Raw genomic sequence first — 25,334 nt, 5'->3', positions numbered from 1 at the left:
ATCCCCCCAACCCAACCATGAAAATCGAAACTGCCCTGCTCTCGGTGTCCGATAAGACCGGCATCGTCGAATTCGCCCGCGCACTGGCTGCGCGCGGCGTACGCCTGCTATCTACCGGGGGCACGGCCCGCCTGCTGGCCGATTCCGGCCTGACCGTCACGGAGGTCGCAACGCACACCGGCTCGCCCGAAATTCTCGATGGCCGGGTCAAGACGCTGCATCCCAAGATCCATGGCGGCCTGCTGGCTCGCCGTGACAGCGCGGAGCATCTGGACACCATCGCCCAGCACGGCATCGATCGCATCGACATGTTGGTCGTCAATCTGTATCCGTTCCGTGAAACCATTGCCAAGCCGGACTGCAGTTTTGCCGATGCGGTAGAAAACATCGATATCGGCGGCCCGGCCATGCTGCGCGCAGCCGCCAAGAACCACGGCACCGAAGCCGGCGGCGTCACGGTCGTGATCGATCCGACCGATTACTCGCGCGTGTTGCACGAAATCGACCAGACAGGCAGCACCTCGTATGCATTGCGCCTGGAGCTGGCCGCCAAGACCTACGCGCACACCGCCTCCTACGATGGCGCGATTGCCGCCTATTTGACCAGCCTGGCCGAGCCTGCGCCCGCCCAGGACGCTGTTCCGGCTCGGCAGGACTGGCCGCGTACGCTGACGCTGCAGGTGCAGCAGGCCCAAGCCCTGCGCTATGGCGAGAACCCCCACCAAAAGGCCGCGTTCTATGTCGATTCGACACGCGCAGCCGGCCTGCTGGGCAACTATCGCCAGTTGCAGGGCAAAGAACTGTCGTACAACAACATCGCCGATGCCGACGCTGCATGGGAGTGTGTGCGCAGCTTTGACACGCCGGCCTGCGTCATCGTCAAGCACGCCAACCCCTGCGGCGTCGCGGTCGCGCAAGACCCGTTGCATGCCTATCAGCAAGCCTTCAAGACGGACCCGACCTCGGCGTTTGGCGGCATCATCGCCTTTAACCGTCCGGTCGATGCCGCGACGGCCGAAGCCGTCAGCAGCCAATTCCTGGAAGTTCTGCTGGCCCCTGCCTATGACGGCGCTGCGCTGGCAGTCCTGGCCGCCAAGAAAAACGTCCGCGTCCTCGAAATCCCCGCCGGCACAGGCCAGAACGATTTCGATATCAAGCGCGTGGGCGGTGGCTGGTTGGTGCAAACGCCCGACGCCTACCAGGTGCCGAGCGACGCCCTCAAGGTCGTGACCAAGCGCCAACCTACCGAACAGGAAATGAACGACCTGGCATTCGCCTGGAAAGTCGCGAAGTACGTCAAGTCCAACGCCATCGTGTTCGTCGGCGGCGGCATGACCCTGGGCGTAGGCGCGGGCCAGATGAGCCGTATCGATTCGGCTCGCATTGCCTCCATCAAGGCGGAAAACGCGGGCCTGACGCTGCAGGGTTCGGCCGTGGCGTCCGATGCGTTCTTTCCGTTCCGCGATGGGCTGGATGTGGTGGTCGCAGCAGGCGCAACGTGCGTGATCCAGCCCGGTGGCAGCGTCCGTGATGACGAAGTGATCGCCGCTGCCGACGAGCATGGCATTGCCATGGTCCTGACCGGCACGCGTCATTTCCGCCACTGATGCGAGTTCTCGGCATCGACCCTGGATTACGCCGCACCGGTTTCGGTGTGATCGATGCCGAGGGTATGCGGCTGCGCTATGTCGCCAGCGGCACCATCGTGGTACCGCCGGCGTTATCGCTGCCTGAGCGCCTGAAGGTCATCCTGGACAATCTGCGCCAGGTGGCGCGCGACACCCGGCCGGATGTCGCCGCACTGGAAATCGTGTTTCTGAATACCAACCCTGCCTCGACCTTGCTGCTGGGGCAGGCGCGTGGCGCTGCGCTCTGCGCACTGGCGGACAGCGAGTTGGCCGTGCACGAATACACGGCGCTGCAAATCAAAAAGGCCGTGGTAGGCACCGGCCGAGCGGCGAAAGAACAGGTGCAGATGATGGTGCAACGCCTGCTGTCGCTGGACGGCACACCGGCGCCCGACTCGGCAGATGCCTTGGCTTGCGCCATTTGTCACGCTCACGTTGGCCCGCTGCAGGCGCGGCTGGGCAATTTGGCGAATGCCGAGACGCTGGGCCGCAGCAGCGGCCGGGCTCGGGTGCGCGGCGGCCGGTTGGTACGCTAACCGCCGATCGCGGCCAGACCATTTACCGGATCTGACATGCAAGGCTGCGGCAACGATTCAGTTCGCATGCACGATGGCCGCTTGCCATGCCATCCCGCGTAGAATGCCGACAATACGCGGCGTATCACTCACGCCCTTTCTCACCTGTTTGCTGGCATTGTCACCATGATCGGACGCATCACCGGAACCCTGATCGAAAAACTTCCGCCCACGCTGTGCGTGGACGTCAATGGCGTAGGCTATGACATCGAAGTCCCGATGAGCACGCTTTATGGGCTGCCTGAGCTCGGCGCCCGAGTCACCCTCTATACGCACCTGACGGTACGCGAGGATGCGCATATCTTGTATGGCTTTGCTTCGGCCAATGAACGCAGCGCCTTTCGCGAGTTGATCAAGGTCAGCGGCATCGGCGCTCGCACTGCCTTGGCCGTGTTGTCAGGGTTGTCAGTGAGTGATCTGGCCCAAGCCATCACATTGCAGGAACCGGGTAGGCTGACGCGCGTCCCGGGCATCGGCAAGAAAACCGCAGAACGCCTGCTATTGGAAATGCGCGGCAAGCTGGGCGCGGACATCGGCGCGACGGCACACGCCTTGCCTGATACGCAAACGGATATTTTGAACGCGTTGTTGGCGCTGGGATACTCGGATAAAGAGTCTCAAACTGCGCTCAAAACGTTGCCGGAGGGCACAAGCGTGTCGGATGGTATACGCCTGGCCCTGAAGGCATTGGTGCGCTGAACTGACGGCCGCCATCACCCCGCCAGCAAACGGCCATACTGGGCCAGATCGACGTTGCCGCCACTGATGATGACACCGACCCGCTTGCCGGGAACGGGCACGACCTGTTGCAACACCGCGGCGGTCGACAGACACCCTGTGGGTTCGACCACCATTTTCATGCGCTCGGCAAAGAATTTCATCGTGTCGACCAATTGATCATCGGTAACGGTGACGATGTCTTTGACGCCCTGCTGGATGATAGGAAAGGTCAGTTGCCCCAGATGCGTGGTCACGGCGCCGTCAGCCAAGGACTTCGGCGCAGGAATACGCACGATTTCACCTTTGCGCAGCGACTGCTGCCCGTCGTTGCCCGCCTCCGGCTCGACGCCATAGACCTCGCAATCGGGACTAAGGGCATTGGCCGACAGGATCGAGCCCGCCAGCAAGCCGCCGCCACCCAGGCAAACGAACAACACGTCCAGCGGGCCGACATCGTCGAATAATTCTTTGGCGGCCGTGCCCTGGCCGGCAATCACGTCACGATGGTCGTACGGAGGAATCAGCGTTGCACCGGTTTCCTGTTGAATGCGGCGCGCGACGGCCTCGCGGTCATCCTGGTAGCGGTCATACGTCACCACCTGCCCGCCATAGCCCTCGGTGGCGGCACGCTTGGCCGCCGGGGCATCGTGAGGCATGATGATGGTGGCGCGCACGCCAAGTTCTCGCGACGCCAGAGCGATGGCTTGCGCGTGATTGCCTGACGAAAATGTCACCACCCCGGCAGCGCGTTGCTCGGGCGTCAGCTGTGCAATTGCGTTGTAACCGCCGCGGAACTTGAACGCCCCCATGCGCTGAAAATTTTCGCACTTGAAAAACACCTGGGCACCCGTCCGCGCATTGGCTGTGGATGAAACCAGCACAGGCGTGCGATGTGCTGCACCAGCCAGGATTTCGCTGGCGCGGACAACGTCTTCGTAAGTAGGTAATGCAGCGGACATGGGATTCCTGGAAAAGCAAGGTGAGGGAATGTGGAAATGATATCTTTTGTTTGCCGCATCGTCAGCGCCGTTATGTCCGGCAGTCGCCGATACCGCCGCCGATCACCGTCCGCCCTGCTATCGAGTTCGGTCGTAGCGCCCCGCCGCGGGTCTCATTATTGCTGTCCTCGAGCGGCTGCATCGCCCACCGCCGCCGCCCACGTGGTGTACGATGCTCACGTGCCGGCGCCTTTTATTTTTGCCCTGCCTTTTGCATGACCGCCAGCCCTACTCTGAACTATGGCCATCCAGTCTGACTCGCTTTCTTCTTTGCCCGACTCGCCTCGATTGGTCGCACCGCAACCGGTGTCGCCCAACGAGGAATCCATTGAACGCGCCTTGCGGCCCAAGGCGTTGCAAGAGTACGTGGGGCAGCACCGGGCGCGAGAGCAGCTCGAGATCTTCATCGCTGCCGCCCGAAAGCGGGGCGAGGCGCTCGATCACGTCCTGCTGTTCGGACCGCCGGGGTTGGGCAAGACGACGTTGGCTCATATCATTGCCCACGAAATGGGTGTGCAATTGCGTCAGACCTCCGGGCCGGTGCTTGAGCGCCCTGGCGATCTGGCCGCGCTGCTGACGAACCTGGAAAAGAACGACGTTCTGTTCATCGACGAGATCCATCGGCTGTCACCCGTAGTCGAAGAAATTCTGTATCCGGCGCTGGAAGACTTTCAGATCGACATTCTGATCGGCGAAGGCCCCGCTGCCCGCAGCGTCAAGCTGGATCTGCAACCGTTTACGCTGGTAGGCGCCACCACACGTGCAGGCATGTTGACCAACCCGCTGCGCGATCGCTTTGGCATTGTCTCGCGTCTGGAGTTCTATAACGCTGATGATCTCGCGCGCATTGTGACGCGCAGCGCAGGCCTGCTCAACGCTGAAATCACACCCGATGGCGCGGCTGAAGTCGCGCGCCGCGCTCGCGGCACGCCTCGTATCGCCAACCGCCTGCTGCGGCGCGTGCGCGACTATGCCGAGGTCAAAGCCCACGGCGTGATTGATACCGATTCAGCTGGCCGTGCACTGGCCATGCTCGAAGTGGATCCGCAGGGCCTGGACCTGATGGACCGCAAGCTGCTGGAGGCCATCATCCACAAATTCGACGGCGGCCCGGTGGGCGTGGACAGCCTGGCAGCAGCCATAGGCGAAGAACGCGACACCATCGAAGACGTCATCGAGCCTTATTTGATTCAACACGGCTATCTGCAACGCACGCCGCGCGGCCGCACCGCCACACTGACAACGTGGCGGCATCTGGGATTGACGCCGCCCTCGGACAATGCCGACCTGTTCAGCAAATAACGCGGGAAATCCGTCCCTGCGGCCCTACTCCACCAGTCGCAGAATATCGTCGCCATAGGCTTCGAGCTTGCGCGCCCCGACGCCACTGATATGCCCCAAGTCCTCCATGGACGCAGGTTTGGCCAGGGCAATTTCGCGTAATGTCGCGTCATGAAAAATCACGTAAGCAGGCACGCCGTGATTTTTCGCAACCTCGCCGCGCCAGTTGCGCAACGCATTGAACAACGGCATGGCGTCCGGCGGCAGATCAATCGCCGGCGCACGCGTGCGTGTGCTCGATTTCGAGCCGCGAGGTTTCTTTTCGGACTCGCGCCGCAGCATCAGCTGGCGCTCGCCCTTGAGAACGGCGCGGCTGTCTTCGGTCAGGGCCAAGGTGCCAAATCCCTCGTTATCGACGGTCAAGAGCCCCTGCGCCAGTAATTGCCGCAAAACGCCACGCCACGCGTTATCCGACAGATCAGCCCCCACGCCAAATACGCTCAGGCTCTCGTGGCCATGCTGCCGAGTCCGGTCGGTGCTCTTGCCACGCAGTATGTCAATGATATGCCCGGCCCCATATCGCTGCCCGCGCTCTTTCCAGAGTCGATAGACGGCAGACAAGACCTTTTGTGCTGCCACGGTGCCGTCCCAGGCCTGAGGCGGCTCTAGACAGACATCGCAATTGCCGCAAGCTGTAATCGTCTGTCCGAAATAAGCCAGCAGCCGCACGCGGCGACATTCCACTGTCTCGCACAGACCCAACATGGCGTCGAGCTGCTGTCCGAGACGGCGGCGATAGGCTTCGTCGCCCTGCGACTCGTCGATCATCCGGCGTTGTTGCACCACGTCCTGCAAGCCGTAGGCCAACCACGCACTGGCGGGCAGGCCATCGCGGCCCGCACGGCCGGTTTCCTGGTAATAGCCCTCGACGGATTTCGGCAGGTCAATATGGGCAACGAAGCGGACGTCGGGCTTGTCGATCCCCATGCCAAAGGCGATAGTCGCGACCATCACGATACCGTCTTCACGCAGAAAACGTGACTGGTTTGCAGCCCGCACGGCTGTGTTCAACCCCGCGTGATAGGGCAATGCACTGATGCCGTTCTGACAGAGAAAATCAGCCGTTTCTTCGACGCGTGCGCGCGACAGGCAATACACCACGCCGGAATCACCCTCGTGTTCGGAGCGGATCAGATCCAGCAATTGGCGGCGCACCTCGTTTTTTTCGACGATGCGATAGCGGATATTGGGACGATCAAAACTTGCGACAAAATGCTCGGCCTCGTCCAGTGCCAGGCGCTGCGCAATCTCGACGCGCGTGGCGGCAGTCGCGGTCGCGGTCAAGGCGATGCGCGGCACCTCGGGCCAGCGCTCATGCAGCATCGACAAGCCGAGATATTCCGGCCGGAAATCGTGCCCCCATTGCGATACGCAGTGGGCCTCGTCGATGGCGAATAGCGCAATATGGCCGCGTTCGAGCAGTTGCAGACAACGGTCCGTCAGCAATCGCTCGGGCGCGACGTACAACAGATCAAGCTCGCCATTGATAAAGGCCTGCTCGACCTCGCGTGCCACCCGCCAGTCCTGCGTGGAATTCAGAAATGCGGCCCGTACCCCCAGCTCGGTCAGGGCGTCGACCTGATCCTGCATCAACGCAATCAGGGGAGACACCACGACGCCGGTCCCCTGGCGCACCAGCGCCGGGACCTGATAGCACAGCGACTTGCCACCGCCAGTAGGCATCAATACGAGGGCATCGCCCCCTGCGATCACGTGATCGACAATGGCCTGCTGGTCGCCGCGGAAGGATTCGTAACCGAAAACGCGCTGCAGGACGTCCTGGGCGCGGGGGTCAGACATGGGGAGTAGCGGAAAACGTCATGGCGGCGATTTTAAGCCTCATTGCCTCGGCTGGGGGGCCAGGCGCACAAATTGATCACTACCAGGGGACCCACCGGCCTCGCATGAAGGCATCGACCGGCATGGTGATGCCGGCGCGCATCTCGTAATCGCCAGTCACCACGTCGCGATCGGCCCCGACCGCCAGCCGGACGCTGGGAGCGACCAACATGCTGTGCTCCAACCCAAAGCGCTGCTCGACTGCCACGCCGCTTTCGCGCGTGCCGGTGTAACTGCCCGTCAAGGTCCCCCACCCTCGCAAAGGCACACCCGCCGCCAAGGTATTGCGCATGGTGGGCGCCCCCACCGCACCGCTGCGGTAATCCGACAAATCGCCGAACCCGGCACCAATCTGTTCATTCGTCACGGCCAGGCTGACCGACTCGGCCAGATTCACGTTGTAGCCAAAGCGATATCGCCACGCATTGACGTGATCGAAACTGCTTTGTGTGGCCCCCATTTGAAACGTACCGAGATCGCCAGCGGCATAAGTCGTCCCCAGTCCATGGGTCGACATGTCGGGAGCGCTCTGCATCTGGCTTTCCAGCGTCAGCCTGGGCGTCAGTCCGTACCGCAATGAACCGCTACCCGCGGTCACGCCATAATCAATGGCGCCGGCCGAAACCGTCGTATCCGTGTAGTTCAATCGGCCCACTGCAGAGGAGTAGGCGAAGGCCCCCTCCGATAGGGTCGCCCCGCCAGTCCAACTAGAGGACACCTGCAAACCGCCGATGGGGACCGCACTGCCCCAAATGGGGGCATTTGCCGTCAAGTTGCCCATCGAAACGGTCGGTCCGACGGTATCGCGATAGGTCCAATTTCCGCCGCCATAAGAAAACCCCTGCTGCGACCCCACAGCCGAAAACCAGGGGCGCGTGGAGGGATGACCGGTCGTCACGACCACCACAGGATCCTGTAGCGAGGGATCTACGGTTTCCAGGCCGAAGGAGTACTCCTGTTGAGGCGTGGGGGCAATGTCAGGAAACAGATTGGCGCACTCGACGGGCAAGGCAGCGGGTTGATCCGCGGGTGCTGCGGTCGCGGCCGATGCATCGCCGGAATTGCCGGGCGCAGGATCAGAGGACGAAGCGTCGGGGGTGGTTTGTGACGCCGCTGCGGGTGGATTCTCGTGCAACGATGCATCTTTCAACCCCTCTACCGGCTGCATCTGGCACGGCGAGGGATCGAGCGGCAACTCCTGAAACGGCACGTTCGCGACCGGCGTGACAGGCAAGGACTGAGTAGGCGACAAGACCCGGATCCCCTCGCGCGCCGCTCGCTGGATCGCGTCATAATTGTCCGGCGACGAGGCATCAAACTGCGCGACGAACCGCGCCGTGGCAGCCTGGTTCGCTGGCGATGTTGTCGCGACCGCCGGTGCGTGCCCGGCCAATGTGGCCCCCGATATATCCAAAGTCCCCGCGATGACCGGCGCGCCTGCCATCGCAAGCGCTGCCGCCATGGCAATACGGCTACCCCAGCCCGGTTGCTCCACGCTCTTTGCTGCCAGCAACACCTCTGCCGCCCGCCTGTGCATTCGCACATGCGAGGCCAAAACACGAGACCACGCCAACACCTGCAAACGAAACATCACAACAATAACCCCACGCTGCGCCTACGGCTTGCTGTCCACCGCGCTGCTCAGATCCCATCAAGAGATACAAAGATCAATCTACATTTTAGTGAAATACCATGCCGTCTTCGTGACCCAGCGCGCAGTCACGGTATATTTCAATCCGTTTCCTCCCTCTTGCTCCCGGCCCGTTCCGCGGCCACTATGGCGACATGGATACACCACATACCAAGCTGCTGGTTGTCGATGACGACCCCGCCTTGCGGCAATTGCTCGCTGATTACCTGAATCGCCACGGGTACGACACCCTGCTGGCGCCTGACGCCAGCGACCTGACCGCGCGCATTGCGCGCTACGCGCCCGACCTCCTGGTGCTGGACCGCATGCTGCCAGGCGGCGACGGCGCGGATGCCTGCCGCCGCCTGAGAGAGCAAGGCGAAGACATTCCAGTCATCTTGCTGACCGCTCGCGACGAAGCCGTGGATCGCATCATCGGCCTGGAGGCCGGTGCCGACGATTATTTAGGCAAGCCCTTTGACCCCCGGGAACTACTGGCTCGCATCGAAGCCGTGTTACGACGCAAACGCGGCCCCTCGGCGTTGACCAAAGACGCGGCGGTTACGTTTGGTCCTTTTACGTTCGATCCCACCATGCGCCAGTTGTTGCGCGACGGTGAGGCCGTGAAACTGACTGGCGGAGAAATCAACCTGCTGGAAGCCCTCGTGCGCAATGCAGGCAAACCACTGTCACGCGAGCGTCTGTTGGCACTGGCACGTGACGACGACGGCGGCGAACGCAACGACCGCGCCATCGACATTGCCATCCTGCGGCTGCGGCGCGCCATCGAGGACGACCCCAAACAACCTCGCTGGATCCAGACCGTCTGGGGCATCGGCTATCGGTTTTCGCCTTAGACGGCTCGCCTACGCATGCGTCGTCTGACTCGATTCTTATTACCGCGCTCGCTGCGCACGCGCCTGATTCTGCTCGTGCTCGGCGCAGTACTGCTGGCCCAGGCGGCCACCCTGACCACGGTCTCCTACTATCGCCAGAAATTTCTCGAAGACGTCGCCATCGGCTACATCGCCACGACCATTCGCACGCTACGCGCGTCTCTGTCTCAAATCCCGGCCGAGGACCGTGCCGAATTCGTACGCAATGCCTCGCAGAACCAGTGGCGGCTCTGGTCGCGCACACTGCCCGCCGAGGCCCAATTGCAGCGCCCTCACCGCCGTTACCCGCCGCCACCGCCGCCGCGGGCCAACAACGGCGATAACGATCTTCGTACACCAGGCAACCCTGCGAATCCTGGCCGCCCCGCCATGGAGGGCGACGGCGGCGCCCAAAGCCGTGACACAGCGCGTCCGCGCCCTCCTCCCCCGCAGGACGACCTGAGGCGCGACCTGCGTGGCCCCATCCGCGAGCTCAATGACCGGCTCAACGATGGCACCCGCGTCGCGCTGTCACACGGCCCGGAACCCGAAATTTACATATCCCTGGCTCGCAATGCGGACACCGAAGACGCGCCCCGCCTGCGCGAATGGCTGGTCATCCCGCTCGAGCGCCTGGATCCCTCCGTCTCGACCCCGATGGTTGCCGTATGGTTAGGCGGATTGGGTCTGGTCCTGTTGCTGGCAGCAGGCTTTTCGTGGCACATCACCCGCCCGCTGACCCGCCTGGCCGAGGCCGCCGACCATCTGGCGGCCGGGCAACCCCAGCGCGTCGAGCCCTCGGGCCCACGGGAAACCCGCGCCCTCGGCGAACGTTTCAACGCCATGCTGGACGCCTTGGCCGAGTCCGATTCGGTGAGGCGCACCCTGCTCTCCGGCCTGCCGCACGACTTGAAAGGTCCCTTGTCGCGCATGTGGCTGCGCATCGAAATGGCCGATGATCCCGCCCTGAAAGAAGGCCTGCGTAAAGATCTGCAAGACATGCAGCACATGGTGGACCAATTTATCGGCTTTGTCCGCGGCACAGACCCTGCCGCCTACCGCTACGCCCCGCTATCCTTGCCCGAATGGCTGGCCGATCGCGTAGGCGGCTGGACCAGCACCGGCACCGCCATCACGCTGGACACCACGGAAGACGCCATGACCGTCCAAGGCGACGCCGTCGCGCTGGGCCGCCTGCTGGACAACCTCATCGGCAATGCGCTGCACCACGGTGAACCGCCCATCGACATCACCCTGCGACGGGATGGCCAATTCGCCATCCTCGACGTCGCGGATCACGGCGCTGGCATCGCCCCAGAGCGCCGTACAGAGGCCTTACGCCCCTTCGCCCGCCTAGACGATGCCCGTACCCGCACGGGCAACGTCGGCCTGGGCTTGGCGCTGGCCGATGCTATTGCCCGGGCGCATGGTGGGACACTGGCTCTGCTGCAAGCCCAGAGCGGGGGGCTGTTGGTGCGAATCAGTTTGCCATTGACGGCGTAGGTTTTTGGGGTTGTGGTTTTGTCGTGCTATTGACTGGTTTTGCGTTGCGTTGCTTGCTGGTCTTGGGTGTCTCTGGAAAGACGTTCCTGCCGGGTGCCCAATGGCTATGCCGGCCCTATCGCAACGGCGCATGCCAAGGCTGCCAACCCCAAGCCTCCGGCATACCACGCCCAAACGTTATTTTTGGCCGCGCCCGTAGGCGGCCAAAAATAACAACCCTGCAAGATATTCTTCCTTGCCAAAGCCCGTCCCCACGAAGCCTAAGCAAGACAGCCGTCCCAGCGATGCGGAAAGCTTGAGACATCGCGAGTCGAGCAGGGGCAATCACGGCGTGGGGGCGCCTCGTGGTCGAGCGAGGGAAACCGAAGGAGCGCAGCGACGAGGTTGACGAAGCGGTGTCGGCCGCGCAGGCGGCCGACCGACCACGCGAAGCCCCCACGCCGTGATTGCCCCTGCTCGACGCCAGAAGAACCAATCCCCCGAACGTACGAGCACAAACTCAACCACCACCACGGGCGCCAACACTCACCCCCGCCGTTCCTTCCCAAACACCGACCGATAAGCCCAAAGATTAAACACCAACACCACAGGCACCCCCACCACCGCAGCCGACAACACCAGCCGCATGGATTCGATAGACGCCGTCCCATCCCACAACGTCATATCATCCAGAATCAGATAGGGAAACAAGCTATACCCCAACCCCGCCAGCATCAGCCAATAAAGCACGATGCACAACACAAACGGCAGCCATTGATAGGGCGACTCCTCCCGGGGCACACGAGCCAGCAACATCTCGGCGCCGGAGAAACACAGCAGCATGATCGCCCAGACTCCAGCGACCGTCGCAAATCCCCCAGGATTGCTCCACTTGTAGAAAATCCCGGCATTGGCCAAGCCGAGCATCACCGACGCCGCCACCATCCCCACCGCCGTCCAGCGAATGGCATGGCGTCCCCAGCGGGCGGCACGCCGTTGCAAATCCCCGTCCACGCGCATGACGAGCCAGGCTGCGCCCAACAACACATAAGCGGCCACTACACACAAGCCCATCACCACAGAAAACCATCCGTAACCCGCCTCCGTCTGGTACCCCGTGGCGATGCGTCCCAAGATCAGGCCTTGACCAAATGCCGTCGCCAACGACCCCAGCCAGAACCCGAACACCCATCGTGATTTCAACTCGGCACGAGCACGAATCCGGAACTCAAACGAGACACTGCGCAACACCATGCCCATGGCCATCAACGCCAATGGCCCGTACAGCTTGCCGAAAATAACGCCCCACGCCAGCGGAAAAGCCGCGGCAAACAAGCCTATGCCCAACAGCGGCCAAAACTCGTTGGCGTCGCGCCAGGGGCTCAGCAGCGCCATCATGCGTCCGCGCTCATCGACCGGCGCCACAGGCAACAACATGCCCACGCCGATATCAAAGCCATCGAGCACCACGCCGCCGATAATCAATAAAAACAACAGCCCCATGAACACCAACGGGATCCAGAACGTCGGATCGTTGGCGTTGACACCTAGGGAAGCAGCCAGTGCGGCGATCATTGAGACGTTCCTCCGGGTTTGCGTACCGGCACCACGCCGTAACGAGCCGCATGAAACAACATGCCGTTAAACGCGGCAATCAACACGATATACAACACGCCGAAACCCGCTACCCCCAGCGCCAACGAGGTCGTGCTGGCTGTCCCCAGGACTTCCGTTTGCGTAATGGTGGCATTGACGACGTAAGGCTGCATGCCTACCAATGAAAACACGCCGCCCCCCAACACCATCAGCCCGCCGCTGTACAACATGCCCACCATGCAGCGCAGCCACCACGCCGGCAAAGGAGCAGGATCCAGCTTGCGCCTCAGCGTCATCGCCGCAGTGGCCCACGAGACGAACAACATCAATCCGCCCAATACCAAGATCGCGCGCAGCGTCCAGAACGTCAGCCCTACAGGCGGACGCATGCCGGAGAATTTATCCAGCCCGAGATAACGGCCCTGCTCATCGCGTCCCAGCCACGCGCCGCCTGCTGGTTCGAGCGTCCAGTCGTAGCGATTAGCCTCCGATCGACTGTCGGGCAGACCCACTATCGTCCAACTCGGCACGGTACCGCTTTTCCAATAACCCGCCGCCGCAGCAGCCTTGGCCGGCTGATGTTCAGCCATGACCCGTGCCGCGCCATTCAAAACCGGGATCTGCAGCGCCGAGGCCACCACAGCCACCACCAATGCTGTCTTGAATGTGCAGCGCTCTCCGTCCTGCAAGGGACGACGCAACGCTTGCAACGCGGTGATGCCCAGCATCAAAAAAGCTGCCGCCAGCAACGACCACACCGCCATCAGCGCGAGGTTCCAGCTGAGAGAGGGATTGAAAATCACTTCCTGCCAGTCCAGCACGCGGTAACGAGCGTCAATCAGCGTCGCCCCGGCGGGTGTCTGTACCCACGATTGCAGAACCAGTACCCAAAACAGTGCCGCAGCCTGGCCCACAGCGACCATGAATACCGCAAAGGTGTGCACCCAGTTCGATACCCGGCGCTGGCCAAACAGCATCACGCCCAGAAAACAGGATTTCAGGACAAACACCGACAACACGCCAAAGCCGATCAGCGGTGCGGCCACGTTACCGATTTTGTCCATCAGGCCGGGCCATAGGCTGCCTAACTGAATCAACACCGGCAGCCCTGCCGCCAATGCCAACACAAACGACAGGGCAAAAACACGCACCCAAAACCGATAGGCGGCCGTCCACCCGGCCTGCCCGGTGCCGTGCGCGCGCAATTTGAAAAACAGCAGCAACCAGGCCAGCGCGAACGCCAAAGCCATGAATAGCGCCAGAAAACTGAGGCTGGTCGTGAACTGGATCCGAGCCAGTAAGAGGGGAACAATATCCATGATGGCCGGTAGTGTAGAGCCTGTTTCCTGAACGCGGGAGATGGGCCGCGAGAGCATTGGTGTGCGAACGTGGCAAAATTGATGCTTTGCTGCTGCATTCACCTATCCATTCAGCATGACCACCGCCCCGACTCCGACTGCCGCCACCAACTATCTGCGCAATATCATCGAAGATGACCTGCAGGCCAACCGCTACCAGGATAAGCGCTGGGCCGGCACGCCTGGCCCAGCCTCGGTACAGTCCCAGGGCGGGCCGGACACTGCCCGCATCCGCACCCGTTTCCCGCCGGAGCCCAACGGCTACCTGCACATCGGCCACGCCAAGAGCATCTGTGTCAATTTTGGGCTCGCCCGGGAATACGGCGGGGTCTGCCACCTGCGCTTTGACGACACCAACCCCGAAAAAGAAGACCAGGAATACGTCGACTCCATCATCGAGGCGGTCAATTGGCTGGGTTTTGATTGGAAAGCCGACGGCAACAACAACCTGTATTTCGCCAGCGACTATTTCGAATTCATGTATGAATTCGCCCAGGCGCTGGTGCAGGCCGGCCATGCCTACGTCGATGAACAGACGCCCGAACAGATCCGCCTGAACCGCGGCACCCTGACCGAGCCAGGCACGGCCTCGCCGTGGCGGGATCGTCCAGCCGAGGAATCGCTGGCCCTGCTGGCGGACATGCGTGACGGCAAGTATGCCGACGGCAGCCTGGTGCTGCGGGCCAAGATCGACATGACCTCGCCCAACATCAATCTGCGTGATCCGGTGATGTATCGGGTGCGTCATGCCACGCACCACCGCACCGGTAACAAATGGTGCATCTACCCGATGTACAGCTGGGCCCATCCCGTCGAAGATGCCCTCGAAGGCATCACCCACAGCATCTGCACCCTGGAATTCGAAGACCAGCGTCCGTTCTACGACTGGATCCTGGCGCGCCTGGCCGAACTCGGCAAATTGGCCCGTCCCCTGCCGCGCCAATACGAATTCGCCCGCCTGAACCTCAGCTACATCGTCACCAGCAAGCGCAAACTGCTGCAACTGGTGCGCGAGGGCTACGTTGACGGCTGGGACGATCCGCGCATGCCCACGATATTCGGCCTGCGCCGCCGCGGCTACACGCCGGCCTCCATCCGCCTGTTCTGCGATCGCACCGCCGTGACCAAATCCGACTCGCGCATCGATTACAGCCTGCTGGAACAGGCCGTGCGCGACGACCTGGATCCCATTGCGCCGCGCTCCGTGGCCGTACTGGACCCGATCAAGCTGGTGATCACCAACTACCCGGCTGACCAGGAAGAGCTCTGCTCGGCACCTCGCAATCCCCACGATCCAGATGCCGGCAAACGCGAGTTTCCGTTCTCGCGCGAACTCTGGATCGAGCGGGACGACTTCCGCGAGGAGGCCCCCAAAAAATACTTCCGCCTGTATCCGGGCAACACCGTCCGCCTGAAATACGGCTACGTCGTGCGCTGCACCGGTTTCACCAAAGACGAATCCGGCCAGATCACCGAGGTTCAGGCCGAATACCTGCCTGACACCAAGAGCGGCACGCCTGGCGCCGACAGCGTCAAAGTCAAAGGCAACATCACCTGGGTCAGCGCGGCGCATGCCGTTCCGGCCAAGGTGCATCTGTATGATCGTTTGTTTGCCGATCCGCATCCCGATAGCGGCGACAAAGACTTCCTGGCCTGCCTGAATCCCAAGTCGCGCGAAACCGTGACTGCCTGGCTGGAGCCCGGCACCGTCGCCACGCCGGGCGCCACCTGGCAATTCGAACGGCTGGGTTATTTCACCGCGGACAGCAAAGACTCCACCCCCGAGGCCCCCGTACTCAATCGCATCGTGACGTTGCGCGACTCCTGGGCCACGGCCTGATTTTGACCATGACGACAGACTCCCTCGCCCTCGACTTCAAAAGCGCCACGCTGTATGCCATCCGCGTGGTGTTGCACAGCGCGGATCTGACGCGCCTGTCCGCCGCCCTGGATCAGCGCATGGCTGACGCCGGCAGTTTTTTTGAGAACGAACCGGTGGTCATCGATGCCAGCCGTGTGACGGATCCTATCGATTGGCCGGCCCTGCTCACCGCCCTGCGTGGCCACAACCTGCCCCCTATCGGCGTGGTTGCCGAAGGCGACAATCTCAAGACAGCCCAAGCCGCGGGCCTGGCGCCCGTTGAACTGTCCACGCCCGTAGCGCGCCCCGCGGCCACTGTAGAGATGACGCCGCCCAACCATGTCTCGACGCCGGTCCCTGGCGTACCCGCAGCCGCGTTAGCGACGGGATCTGCCGCGACCAACGATGCCGTTGACGACGCAGCCACGTCAACGGCTGCCACGCAAGACGCCTCGGCCAACAAAGCCCCTGTGCCGGCCAAAACCGATAAGACCTCGGCCAGAACCGGCAAGGCAGCGGCCTCCACGGGCAAGGATGCATCCGGCAAGGCGGCAGTTCCAGCTAAGACCGAGACGGCATCGGCCGAGCCAGCCCCGGCAGTTCCCACCACAGCATTGGTCATCACCAAACCACTACGCTCAGGTCAGCGCGTTTACGCACGGCATACCGACCTGGTCGTCATCGGCATGGTCAGCCAGGGCGCAGAAGTCATTGCCGATGGCAATGTGCATGTCTACGGCCCTTTGCGCGGCAAAGCGATGGCGGGCGCACGCGGCGATACCTCGGCGCGTATTTTCACCACACAGCTTGACGCCGAATTGCTGGCAATCGCAGGCGTGTATCGTGTGGTCGAGGCCAAACTCGACAGCGCTCTGCACAACCAACCTGCGCTCGTGCATCTCGACGGCGAAACACTGCGCGTCGACGCACTGAAGAAATGAACCAAACATGGATCTCGTTATCGGATACACGATCCGATAACGAGGTCTACATCTTGTAAGAAGCCTTACATAGGCTTTTTGCTTTACGATAACGCGATTTATTCGAACATAAGGGTTAAACAGTCATGACACGAATTGTTGTGGTGACTTCCGGAAAGGGTGGAGTCGGCAAGACCACCACGAGCGCCAGCTTTTCCTCCGGTCTGGCCATGCGCGGCCACAAAACCGCCGTGATCGACTTTGACGTCGGCCTGCGCAACCTGGATCTCATCATGGGCTGCGAACGCCGCGTCGTGTATGACTTCGTCAACGTCATCCAGGGCGAGGCCACGCTCAAGCAGGCTTTGATCAAAGACAAGCAGTTGGAAAACCTGTTCGTCCTGCCCGCCTCGCAAACACGCGACAAAGACGCGCTGACCCAAGAAGGCGTCGGCAAAGTCATCGAAGAGCTCAAGGAAATGGGCTTCGACTACATCGTGTGCGACTCGCCGGCAGGAATCGAAGCAGGCGCATTGATGGCAGCCTATTTCGCCGATGACGCATTGGTCGTGACCAACCCCGAAGTCTCCTCGGTGCGCGATTCCGATCGTATTCTGGGTATTTTGGCCTCCAAGTCACGCCGCGCCATCGAGGCCGACGAAGATCCCGTCAAGGAATACCTGCTGTTGACACGCTACAACCCCAAGCGGGTCAATGATGGCGAAATGCTGTCCTTGAGCGATATCGAGGACATCCTGCGCATCAAGCTCATCGGCGTCATTCCCGAGTCCGAAGCCGTACTGCAGGCATCCAACCAGGGCCTGCCAGCCATCCACTTGCGCGACAGCGACGTGTCCGAAGCCTACAAGGACGTCGTCGCACGTTATCTGGGCGAAGAAAAACCGCTGCGCTTCACGGACTACAACAAACCCAGCTTGCTCAAGCGCCTATTCGGAGGGAAGTAAGCAATGTCTTTCCTGTCGTTTCTGCTGGGGCAGAAAAAAACTTCGGCGGTAGTCGCCAAGGAACGCCTGCAGATCATCCTGGCACACGAACGCACTGGCCGCGGCGCATCGCCCGACTACTTGCCGCAATTGCAGCAAGAGTTGGTCGCCGTCATATCCAAGTACGTGAACATCAATCCTGATGACATCCGGGTGCACCTGGAACGCCAAGACACCCTGGAAGTGCTGGAAGTCAAAATCGAAATGCCGCAAAAAGAAGCCTGACCGCGGCACGTTGGCTTTCCCATGAGAAAGGGCCCCGACAATAGTCGAGGCCCTTTTCATATCGATCAAAACTCGGCAGCGCTACGTAAACACTATCCTGTGATCATTCCGAACAGCTAGCGCGGAATGCCGCACGCGGCCCCGCGCTACGGTCCGACATTATTTGCCGACTTGATCCCCGATGATGCCGCCCAATGCGGCGCCACCTATCGTTCCCAGGATACCGCCGTTGGTAATCACGGCACCTGCGACGCCGCCTACCGCTGCACCGCCTACCGTGCTCTTTTGACGCCGGCTCATGCTGTCCCATGACGAACAGCCCGCCACGGAAACCGCCAGCAAAATAGCCATACCCACTTTTGAGATAGTTCCGATTTTCATCATGATGTGATACTCCTGTTCTTGCTGGCGAGCCGCCCCACGGCGAAAACACCTCGCACTTTTATGAACTGTCAGGATCGCAGAAAGTGCCTCGTCAGGCTGTGAGGGATACCGATAAATTGTATCCATGGGTAGGTAATAACCCTGGTCGCCCTGTAGACCGTAGCCTGTTGTCGGGATTATTTCACGAGCTGTAACACGTCGCGAAAGCGGGGATGGTCGCAAGTCTCCATCCATTCAAACAAGGCCATCTCCGCAGTAATGACCGTGGCACCCGATGCCCGGATACGCCGCAAGCCGGCATAGTGATCCGCAGGACGGCGAGAGCCGGCCGCATCGGTGACCAGAACCGCGTGATAGTTCAGCTCAAGCAGCCCCACAATCGTTTGCAGGACGCAAACGTGAGCCTCCCAGCCGGCGACCAGAATCGTGCGCCGGGCCGGAGGCAGCCAAGCCTCGAAACCCGGTTCGCGCACAGCCGAAAAATGCCGCTTTTGAAACACCGACTGCACCGACTCGCATAACGGCGCAATAGTCTTGCCCAATGCCGCGCTGCTGTGTTCGGTAGCCACCACAGGAACGTCCAACAAGCGAGCCCCCTGGGCCAACTTGTGAGCCACCGCTGCCGACTCCATTCCCTGGGAAATCGCGGGCTGCAGGCGTTCCTGCATGTCCACGATCAACAATGTCGAATCGGCGGCGTTGAGCAACATGGCAGGCAAGACCTATGTCGAAGGTTATTTCAACGCCTTGTAGCGCAGACGACGCGGCTTGGCGCCCTCTTCGCCCAGGCGGCGTTTTTTGTCGGCCTCGTATTCCTGGTAGTTGCCATCAAAGAACACCACCTGCGAATCGCCCTCGAATGCCAGGATATGCGTCGCAATACGATCCAGGAACCAGCGATCGTGGCTGATGACCATCACGCTGCCCGGGAACTCGAGCAAGGCATCCTCGAGCGCGCGCAAGGTTTCCACGTCAAGATCGTTCGACGGTTCGTCCAGCAGCAACACATTGCCGCCCGCGACCAGCGTCTTGGCCAGGTGCAAACGGCCGCGTTCACCGCCCGACAATTGCCCGACGACCTTGTTTTGATCGGCGCCCTTGAAGTTAAAGCGGCCCAGGTAGGCACGCGAGGACATTTCGAATTTGCCTACGGTCAACAGATCTGCGCCGTCCGCCACCGCATCGAAGACGGACTTGCCGTCTTGCAACGAGTCACGCGACTGATCGACAAAGGCCAATTGCACCGTTTGACCCAGCACCACGCTGCCCGAATCCGGCTGCTCGCGGCCGGCGATCATGCGAAACAACGTCGATTTACCTGCGCCGTTGGCGCCGATGATGCCCACGATCGCGCCGGGAGGCACCTTGAAGCTGAGGTTGTCGATCAGCAGACGGTCGCCATAGGCTTTGCTGACGTTATTGAATTCGATGACCTCGTTACCCAAACGCTCGCCCACAGGAATAAAGATTTCCTGCGTTTCATTGCGTTTTTGGTATTCGTACGAAGACAGCTCCTCGAACCGCGCCAGGCGGGCTTTGGCCTTGGCCTGACGGCCCTTGGGGTTCTGGCGCACCCATTCGAGTTCTTTCTTGATGGTCTTTTGGCGAGCCGATTCCGAGGCTTCTTCTTGTTTCAGGCGAGCGTCTTTTTGCTCGAGCCAGGAACTGTAGTTGCCTTTCCAGGGGATACCATGCCCCCGGTCCAGTTCAAGAATCCACTCGGCCGCGTTATCCAGGAAGTAGCGATCGTGGGTCACACCCACCACCGTGCCCGGGAATTTGTGCAGGAATTGCTCCAGCCATTCGACGCTTTCTGCATCCAGGTGGTTAGTCGGCTCGTCCAGCAGCAACATGTCGGGCTTGGACAGCAGCAGGCGGCACAGCGCCACGCGACGCTTTTCACCACCCGACAAATTACCCACCGTGGCGTCCCAAGGCGGCAAACGCAACGCATCGGCCGCGATTTCCATTTGATGCTCGATATCGTCCGCGCCACTGGATGCTGCGGCGGCGATCACCGCCTCGAGCTCGGCCTGCTCGGCCGCCAAGGCGTCAAAATCCGCATCGGGTTCGGCATAGGCAGCATAGACCTCGTCCAAGCGTTTCTTGGCGTGCACCACTGCCCCCAGGCCTTCCTCGACGGCCTGGCGCACCGTGTGCTCGGGATTCAACTGCGGTTCTTGGGGAAGGTAGCCGATATTCAAACCCGGCATGGGGACCGCTTCGCCTTCGATTTCCTTGTCCACGCCGGCCATGATCTTGAGCAAAGTGGACTTGCCCGAACCGTTCAGGCCCAGCACGCCGATTTTGGCGCCGGGGAAAAACGAAAGAGAAATATCACGCAAAATCTGCCGCTTTGGCGGCACGATCTTGCCAACGCGATTCATGGTGTAGACGTATTGGGCCATGGACTCTTATGCAAAAGACGAATCAGAGGGAAGCCATGATTGTAGGCCGGAATAGCCTCAGCCAGCCGCCCGCGGCCGCCACTGCGCCAGACTGACTCCCGCCAACGCCATCGCACCGCCCACGATGTGATAGCTATGCGGCACCTCATTCAACATGACTGCGGCAATCGCCACAGTCCCGACCGGCATCAGATTCAGAAAAATGCTGGCCCGATTCGGTCCTAAATAACGCACGCCCTGCATCCACAGATAGGGCGCAAACAGCGACGGAAAAATCCCTGCATACAGGACCAATGGAATATTGCTGGCATTCAACGGCGACGCAGGCGCCAACAAGTACGAAGGCACCTGAAGCAAAATCCCGAACAACACCTGCACATAAAGCGACTGCCACACGCCGATCGGCAACGGCCAGCGGCGCAGCAACACCCCATACATCGCATAAGCCAGCGCCGCCACGCCCATCAACGCATCACCCGTACTGCCGCCGACCTCAAGCAAACGCAGCGGATTCCCTTCGCCGAGCAACACGCCCAATCCGAGCAGGGACAAGGCGCCACCCGCGACTGCCGTCCAGGCCGGCAGCTCTCGCAACACGATGCACACCAGCACGATCGTCAGCAACGGCACCATAGCCGTAATGATGCCCATATTGGTCGCGGTGGTCGTTGCCGCCGCCACATAAATCAACCCTTGATACACCGCCATGCCCAGCGCGCCCAGCACGGCCAGTTTGCCCAGATGCGGCACAATCGCGCGCCAGCCGCGCAACACGCCCGGCAGCACAAAAGGCGTCAAGATCACGCCTGCCAGCACCCAGCGATAAAATCCGATCACAGCCGGCGCAATCACACCGGCCGCCATCTTGGTCACCACCATGTTCAGTGACCAGATCAACGCCGCCAGCAGTGGAAACAACATGTGGCGCGCCGATGGCGCCGTTACCGCGTTCAACATGACAACAGACTTTGCGTAAGCAAAGCCGCGATATTAGCGCTGTATCGTGAATGTCGCCGCCGCGCTCGAGAAACGAGCGACAATATCGGTTTCGTAAAGACGGCTGCACAGCACGCATCGTCTCGATCACATGCAGTGCCCCTATCAGGACCCATCATGACCGCCTCCACCACGCCCCCGGCCTCGTTGACGCATTTCAGCACCCAGGAACTGGACATGCTCTCCAAAACCGCTGACGCCCTCAGTGCCTATCTGGGTAAACCCGTCTTGGCCGAAGTCGTCCTGGGTGACGAAGGCACCGAATGGGTCAGCTTCGGCATTCCCGTCGAGCAAAGCGCCAAAGACGATGACCAGCCTCACGTCCAACTCGGCGGCCCGCAGGCCCGGCTCCTCGGCAACCGCGGCGGCCTCAGCCCTACCGACAACGACACCTACGATTGCCTCTATCTTTGGGCCATCCAGATCACCCTGGCCGAAGGCGAACGATTCGTCAAACTAGACCAATCCGGCGAAGAAACCGCGTGGTCCGACGACCTGCTGGACGTCCTGCCCTTTGCATTGTCCGATGAGCCCTTGCCTGACGTAGACGAGGAGGAGGATGAAGATGAAAACGATGACGAGGACGACGACTACGATGCCGCCATTCCTCCCGGGCATCCCATTCACTGAAACCCGAGAGCGGGCTCAGCGAAAATCGCCCCAGCGCAGCGCAGCGCTAAGCCACGCCGCGCCGCTGATCCCGGCGGTACAACATATATCCCGCCGGCCACATCAACGCCACCAGCACCTTGGCTGTCGGCCGGGTCAGCGGATACGCCTGCACCGCCGTAGGCACCCCCGAATGCTCCAGATCCAACCGGAACCGCGTAAACCGCGCCGCAGCCATCAGGAAGTCCTTGGGCCGAAACCGGAACCACTCCATGTGGTGCTCGAGCACGTCCCACGCCAGTAAATACAGCCCCTGCGCGTTATTGCGTATCGATACTGCCCCCCGGCTCAACCCATCCGGACTCGGGTGATAAACACGGACCACGCGGTTAATACAATGATTCAAGTATCCCGCCCGCGCCATCGCCCACCAGATCAGGCTCTCGGGCACAAACCCCGCCACATCCTCGGGAAAAGGAAAACGGCGCAGTACGGCCGTACGTAGGCTGCCGAATTTTTCGCCCTTGATCCGATAGCGGAAATACAGATCAACGGCCGATACATCGAAAACATCCTGCGGGAAACGATCGCCCACAATTTCGCCATCGGGCCGGGCGCACAGGCCCGTCACCCCCACATATCGCTCACGTTGATCCGGCGCGATGCTTTCCCAGGCGTCCTTCAATATCTGCAACGCGTCAGGCGGCATTTCATCATCGCTATCCAACGTGATGATGAATTCGCCATGCGCCTCACGCACACCGCGATTGAATGCCGTCTTTTTATGCTGATTTTTCTGCCAGATATATCGAATCGGAAACTCAGCCTCGGCTTGCCATGCCCGGACGGCTTCGTGCGTGCGGTCCGTCGAACCGTCATCCACGATCAACCATTCGAAATCACGACAAACCTGTCGTTTCAGGGATTCATGCACACGATGCAAAGTGCCGGCCCGGTTATAAGTGGGCGTCAGTATCGTGAACGTGTATTGAGGCTCACTCATGCAATCAAACGGGTTCGCGCGAGCGCGACCACGGCAGCCGCACTGCTTACAAGTAAAAACTGGGGTAAGTGTAGGAGGATATGCAGACCGCAGACGTGTTCCGCAACAGCCATTTTGAAAACAAATTTTGCAAATTCTGCCGTAGTGAAACAAGCATATCGTCGTTGTCTGACACCAGCCGCAAACAAAACGTCATCCAGCAGGTAAACTCTGGCGGCTGCCACGGACAACCTATGGACTCTCATCCTATCCAGTTAAACGATATCGCACTGTTTGTCGAAGTTGCTCGCCGCAAGAGCTTCAGTCTGGCAGCACGAGCCCTCGCCATGCCGACCTCGACCCTATCGCGCCGCATCGGCCAACTGGAACAGGCGATTGGATTACGGCTCATCAACCGCAACACGCGGCGCCTGGAACTCACCAACGCTGGCGCCGCCTACTTGCGACGATGCCAAGGACTTGTTGACGAAGCCCGTCTGGCGCACGAACAACTGCAGGCCTTGTCTGCCAGCCCGCAGGGACGGCTCACCATTGCCATCCCCTACAGCATCGCCATCTGGCTGTTGCCGGATGCATTAAAGGCCTTTACTGAAAGCTACCCCGATTTGGAATGCGAGTTCGACATGAGCATGAAGGCCGCCGAAAACTCGCAAGGCGGTCCCTTTGATCTGGTATTGCGTTTCGGCCGCAGCGCCCCTGTGTCCGAACCAGGCGCCGTCGAAGACTCGATCTCAAAGGAAATCGCCTCGCTGGACACGCATCTGTACGCGTCGGCCGATTATTTGCGCGAATATGGCGAACCCCAACAGCCGTCCGACCTGTCAAACCACGAATGCTTTCGTACCACGATCGATCCGGAACATTCATTCTGGGTCCTGCATAACGGCCAACGCAGCGAACGTGTAGCCGTCAAAGGCGCTATCGCGGGCAACAGTATCAGTGTGATCGGCTCATTGGCTGGCCTGGGCATGGGCATTACCCGATTGCCCGATTGCCGGGCCCTGGCTCCCATCATCGACAGCTACGCCTTGCGGCGTATCCTGCCAGAATGGCGCCTGGAGCCCCTCGCGGTCTATGCCGAATTGCCAACCGCTGTCATGCCAGCCAAAACGCGAGTATTCATGGAGTTTCTGCGTCCCTGGCTGGAGCCTGCCATTTAAACGGACAGCGCTGTGGCAGGAATGTGGGTAGGCCCGGAATCGCACGCCGCGCCTTCGGCTTGCTGCCCCCCCGAGGGGGCGTTTTTTGCCTTGGGGCGGCCAGGCGGAAAAAAAAGCCCCCACGCCGCGCCTTCAGCTTGCTGCCCCCCGAGGGGGCGTTTTTTGCCTTGGGGCGGCCCGGCGGCAAAAAAAGCCCCCACGCCACGCCTTCGGCTTGCTGCCCCCCGAGGGGGCGTTTTTTGCCTTGGGGCGGCCCGGCGGCAAAAAAAAACCACCGACATGATCGGTGGTTTTTTTTACATCAAGGCGCAAGAATTACACGCGCTTGATTTTTTCCAGCATCTTGAAAACACCCTTGGGGGCGTTGACGAACAAGCGCTTGAAAGACTTGCCCAGGCAACGGCGTTCCAGGGTGTTACGACGCACACGTTTGCGCTCAGCCATGATGATCTCCGGTAAGGTTCGATAGTGCCCAAACCCGCCCGACGTTCCCAGCATCAAAGCGCAGACAACTACGCCGCAATACTGACGGGCCACAGGCTGGTGGCAGAAATTGGATAACTCAGCATTGTAGCCTCAAACGCCGCCGCCAGCCAAATCGAACCCATGCGCAGCCGTAGCGAAGCATATTCACGCGACAATTACACGGATTAGCGGTAATCTAAGATACTGTTTAAATATACAGATATTTCAGCGATATCCTATCACCCGCGGATTCTGGT

At 61.0% G+C, this 25,334-nt stretch carries 23 protein-coding genes; 12 read left to right on the top strand and 11 right to left on the bottom strand.

Annotated features, from left to right (window positions below; all coding sequences use genetic code 11):
* Nucleotides 1-17: 17 nt before the first annotated feature.
* The 3 genes from purH (at nucleotide 18) to ruvA (ending at nucleotide 2,902) form a co-directional block, all read left to right on the top strand.
* Nucleotides 18-1,607: a bifunctional phosphoribosylaminoimidazolecarboxamide formyltransferase/IMP cyclohydrolase gene (gene purH, locus ACYVIT_RS25000; protein WP_415805711.1), complete on the top strand. Its 1,590-nt coding sequence runs from the start codon at nucleotides 18-20 to the stop codon at nucleotides 1,605-1,607.
* Complete coding sequence (ruvC, locus tag ACYVIT_RS24995) at nucleotides 1,607-2,164, top strand: crossover junction endodeoxyribonuclease RuvC (protein ID WP_415805710.1); 558 nt, start codon at nucleotides 1,607-1,609, stop codon at nucleotides 2,162-2,164. Before purH ends, ruvC begins: the two co-directional genes overlap by 1 nt.
* 165 nt (nucleotides 2,165-2,329) lie before the next feature.
* Nucleotides 2,330-2,902, top strand: a complete 573-nt coding sequence (gene ruvA / locus ACYVIT_RS24990) for a Holliday junction branch migration protein RuvA (RefSeq protein ID WP_415805709.1) — start codon at nucleotides 2,330-2,332, stop codon at nucleotides 2,900-2,902.
* Between the two features lie 14 nt (nucleotides 2,903-2,916).
* Here ruvA and ACYVIT_RS24985 read toward each other — a convergent pair whose 3' ends face one another.
* A complete protein-coding gene (locus ACYVIT_RS24985; RefSeq protein WP_415805708.1) occupies nucleotides 2,917-3,882 on the bottom strand; it encodes a threo-3-hydroxy-L-aspartate ammonia-lyase in 966 nt (321 codons plus the stop codon).
* Nucleotides 3,883-4,161: 279 nt separating this feature from the next.
* Here ACYVIT_RS24985 and ruvB point away from each other — a divergent pair, with 279 nt between their 5' ends.
* The gene (gene ruvB / locus ACYVIT_RS24980; protein ID WP_415805707.1) at nucleotides 4,162-5,223 is read left to right on the top strand and encodes a Holliday junction branch migration DNA helicase RuvB; all 1,062 of its coding nucleotides are present in this window, start codon (nucleotides 4,162-4,164) and stop codon (nucleotides 5,221-5,223) included.
* Between the two features lie 24 nt (nucleotides 5,224-5,247).
* On the opposite strand, the gene recQ is transcribed toward ruvB, so the two are convergent.
* Together recQ and ACYVIT_RS24970 are read right to left on the bottom strand one after the other, a co-directional pair.
* Nucleotides 5,248-7,062: a DNA helicase RecQ gene (gene recQ, locus ACYVIT_RS24975; protein ID WP_415805706.1), complete on the bottom strand. Its 1,815-nt coding sequence runs from the start codon at nucleotides 7,060-7,062 to the stop codon at nucleotides 5,248-5,250.
* 79 nt (nucleotides 7,063-7,141) lie between these two features.
* Complete coding sequence (locus tag ACYVIT_RS24970; protein WP_415805802.1) at nucleotides 7,142-8,692, bottom strand: fimbrial protein; 1,551 nt, start codon at nucleotides 8,690-8,692, stop codon at nucleotides 7,142-7,144.
* 194 nt (nucleotides 8,693-8,886) lie between these two features.
* On the opposite strand from ACYVIT_RS24970, the gene ACYVIT_RS24965 reads away from it, so the two are divergent.
* Both ACYVIT_RS24965 and risK read left to right on the top strand, forming a co-directional pair.
* The gene (locus ACYVIT_RS24965) at nucleotides 8,887-9,588 is read left to right on the top strand and encodes a response regulator (RefSeq protein ID WP_094819988.1); all 702 of its coding nucleotides are present in this window, start codon (nucleotides 8,887-8,889) and stop codon (nucleotides 9,586-9,588) included.
* A gap of 15 nt (nucleotides 9,589-9,603) precedes the next feature.
* Complete coding sequence (gene risK, locus ACYVIT_RS24960; protein WP_415805705.1) at nucleotides 9,604-11,109, top strand: sensor histidine kinase RisK; 1,506 nt, start codon at nucleotides 9,604-9,606, stop codon at nucleotides 11,107-11,109.
* Nucleotides 11,110-11,634: 525 nt separating this feature from the next.
* On the opposite strand, the gene ACYVIT_RS24955 is transcribed toward risK, so the two are convergent.
* Both ACYVIT_RS24955 and ACYVIT_RS24950 read right to left on the bottom strand, forming a co-directional pair.
* Entirely contained in the window at nucleotides 11,635-12,663 is a 1,029-nt protein-coding gene (locus tag ACYVIT_RS24955) for a cytochrome d ubiquinol oxidase subunit II (protein ID WP_415805704.1), read from the bottom strand.
* Entirely contained in the window at nucleotides 12,660-14,003 is a 1,344-nt protein-coding gene (locus ACYVIT_RS24950) for a cytochrome ubiquinol oxidase subunit I (RefSeq protein WP_415805703.1), read from the bottom strand. The genes ACYVIT_RS24955 and ACYVIT_RS24950 overlap by 4 nt, the downstream gene beginning before the upstream one ends.
* Before the next feature lie 115 nt (nucleotides 14,004-14,118).
* Between ACYVIT_RS24950 and ACYVIT_RS24945 the strand changes: the two genes are divergently transcribed.
* The 4 genes from ACYVIT_RS24945 to minE all read left to right on the top strand — a co-directional run bounded on the left by ACYVIT_RS24945 (nucleotide 14,119) and on the right by minE (nucleotide 18,052).
* Nucleotides 14,119-15,882 (top strand): glutamine--tRNA ligase/YqeY domain fusion protein, encoded by a 1,764-nt coding sequence (locus ACYVIT_RS24945; protein ID WP_415805702.1) that lies wholly within the window; start codon nucleotides 14,119-14,121, stop codon nucleotides 15,880-15,882.
* 8 nt (nucleotides 15,883-15,890) lie between these two features.
* Complete coding sequence (minC, locus tag ACYVIT_RS24940) at nucleotides 15,891-16,844, top strand: septum site-determining protein MinC (RefSeq protein ID WP_415805701.1); 954 nt, start codon at nucleotides 15,891-15,893, stop codon at nucleotides 16,842-16,844.
* Between the two features lie 125 nt (nucleotides 16,845-16,969).
* Complete coding sequence (gene minD, locus ACYVIT_RS24935; RefSeq protein ID WP_415805700.1) at nucleotides 16,970-17,788, top strand: septum site-determining protein MinD; 819 nt, start codon at nucleotides 16,970-16,972, stop codon at nucleotides 17,786-17,788.
* Between the two features lie 3 nt (nucleotides 17,789-17,791).
* Complete coding sequence (gene minE, locus ACYVIT_RS24930; protein WP_094819981.1) at nucleotides 17,792-18,052, top strand: cell division topological specificity factor MinE; 261 nt, start codon at nucleotides 17,792-17,794, stop codon at nucleotides 18,050-18,052.
* 159 nt (nucleotides 18,053-18,211) lie between these two features.
* Here minE and ACYVIT_RS24925 read toward each other — a convergent pair whose 3' ends face one another.
* The 4 genes from ACYVIT_RS24925 to ACYVIT_RS24910 all read right to left on the bottom strand — a co-directional run bounded on the left by ACYVIT_RS24925 (nucleotide 18,212) and on the right by ACYVIT_RS24910 (nucleotide 21,765).
* A complete protein-coding gene (locus ACYVIT_RS24925; protein ID WP_094820162.1) occupies nucleotides 18,212-18,433 on the bottom strand; it encodes a glycine zipper 2TM domain-containing protein in 222 nt (73 codons plus the stop codon).
* A gap of 179 nt (nucleotides 18,434-18,612) precedes the next feature.
* On the bottom strand, nucleotides 18,613-19,146 hold the full coding sequence (locus ACYVIT_RS24920; RefSeq protein WP_415805699.1) for an isochorismatase family protein: 534 nt from the start codon (nucleotides 19,144-19,146) through the stop codon (nucleotides 18,613-18,615).
* A 24-nt stretch (nucleotides 19,147-19,170) separates the two neighbouring features.
* A complete protein-coding gene (gene ettA, locus ACYVIT_RS24915) occupies nucleotides 19,171-20,844 on the bottom strand; it encodes an energy-dependent translational throttle protein EttA (RefSeq protein WP_415805698.1) in 1,674 nt (557 codons plus the stop codon).
* A 57-nt stretch (nucleotides 20,845-20,901) separates the two neighbouring features.
* A complete protein-coding gene (locus ACYVIT_RS24910) occupies nucleotides 20,902-21,765 on the bottom strand; it encodes a DMT family transporter (protein ID WP_415805697.1) in 864 nt (287 codons plus the stop codon).
* A gap of 192 nt (nucleotides 21,766-21,957) precedes the next feature.
* Between ACYVIT_RS24910 and ACYVIT_RS24905 the strand changes: the two genes are divergently transcribed.
* Nucleotides 21,958-22,470, top strand: coding sequence for a hypothetical protein (locus ACYVIT_RS24905; protein WP_415805696.1), 513 nt, complete (start codon nucleotides 21,958-21,960; stop codon nucleotides 22,468-22,470).
* A gap of 46 nt (nucleotides 22,471-22,516) precedes the next feature.
* Here ACYVIT_RS24905 and ACYVIT_RS24900 read toward each other — a convergent pair whose 3' ends face one another.
* Nucleotides 22,517-23,452: a glycosyltransferase family 2 protein gene (locus ACYVIT_RS24900; RefSeq protein ID WP_415805695.1), complete on the bottom strand. Its 936-nt coding sequence runs from the start codon at nucleotides 23,450-23,452 to the stop codon at nucleotides 22,517-22,519.
* 233 nt (nucleotides 23,453-23,685) lie between these two features.
* Here ACYVIT_RS24900 and ACYVIT_RS24895 point away from each other — a divergent pair, with 233 nt between their 5' ends.
* Nucleotides 23,686-24,612, top strand: a complete 927-nt coding sequence (locus ACYVIT_RS24895; RefSeq protein ID WP_415805694.1) for a LysR family transcriptional regulator — start codon at nucleotides 23,686-23,688, stop codon at nucleotides 24,610-24,612.
* Between the two features lie 315 nt (nucleotides 24,613-24,927).
* Here the strand turns inward: ACYVIT_RS24895 and ACYVIT_RS24890 are convergent, their stop codons facing one another.
* A complete protein-coding gene (locus ACYVIT_RS24890) occupies nucleotides 24,928-25,056 on the bottom strand; it encodes a hypothetical protein (RefSeq protein ID WP_005016451.1) in 129 nt (42 codons plus the stop codon).
* Nucleotides 25,057-25,334: the final 278 nt, after the last annotated feature.

This window comes from Bordetella muralis (assembly GCF_054781015.1).
This window is presented reverse-complemented; position numbering and strand designations above follow the sequence as displayed.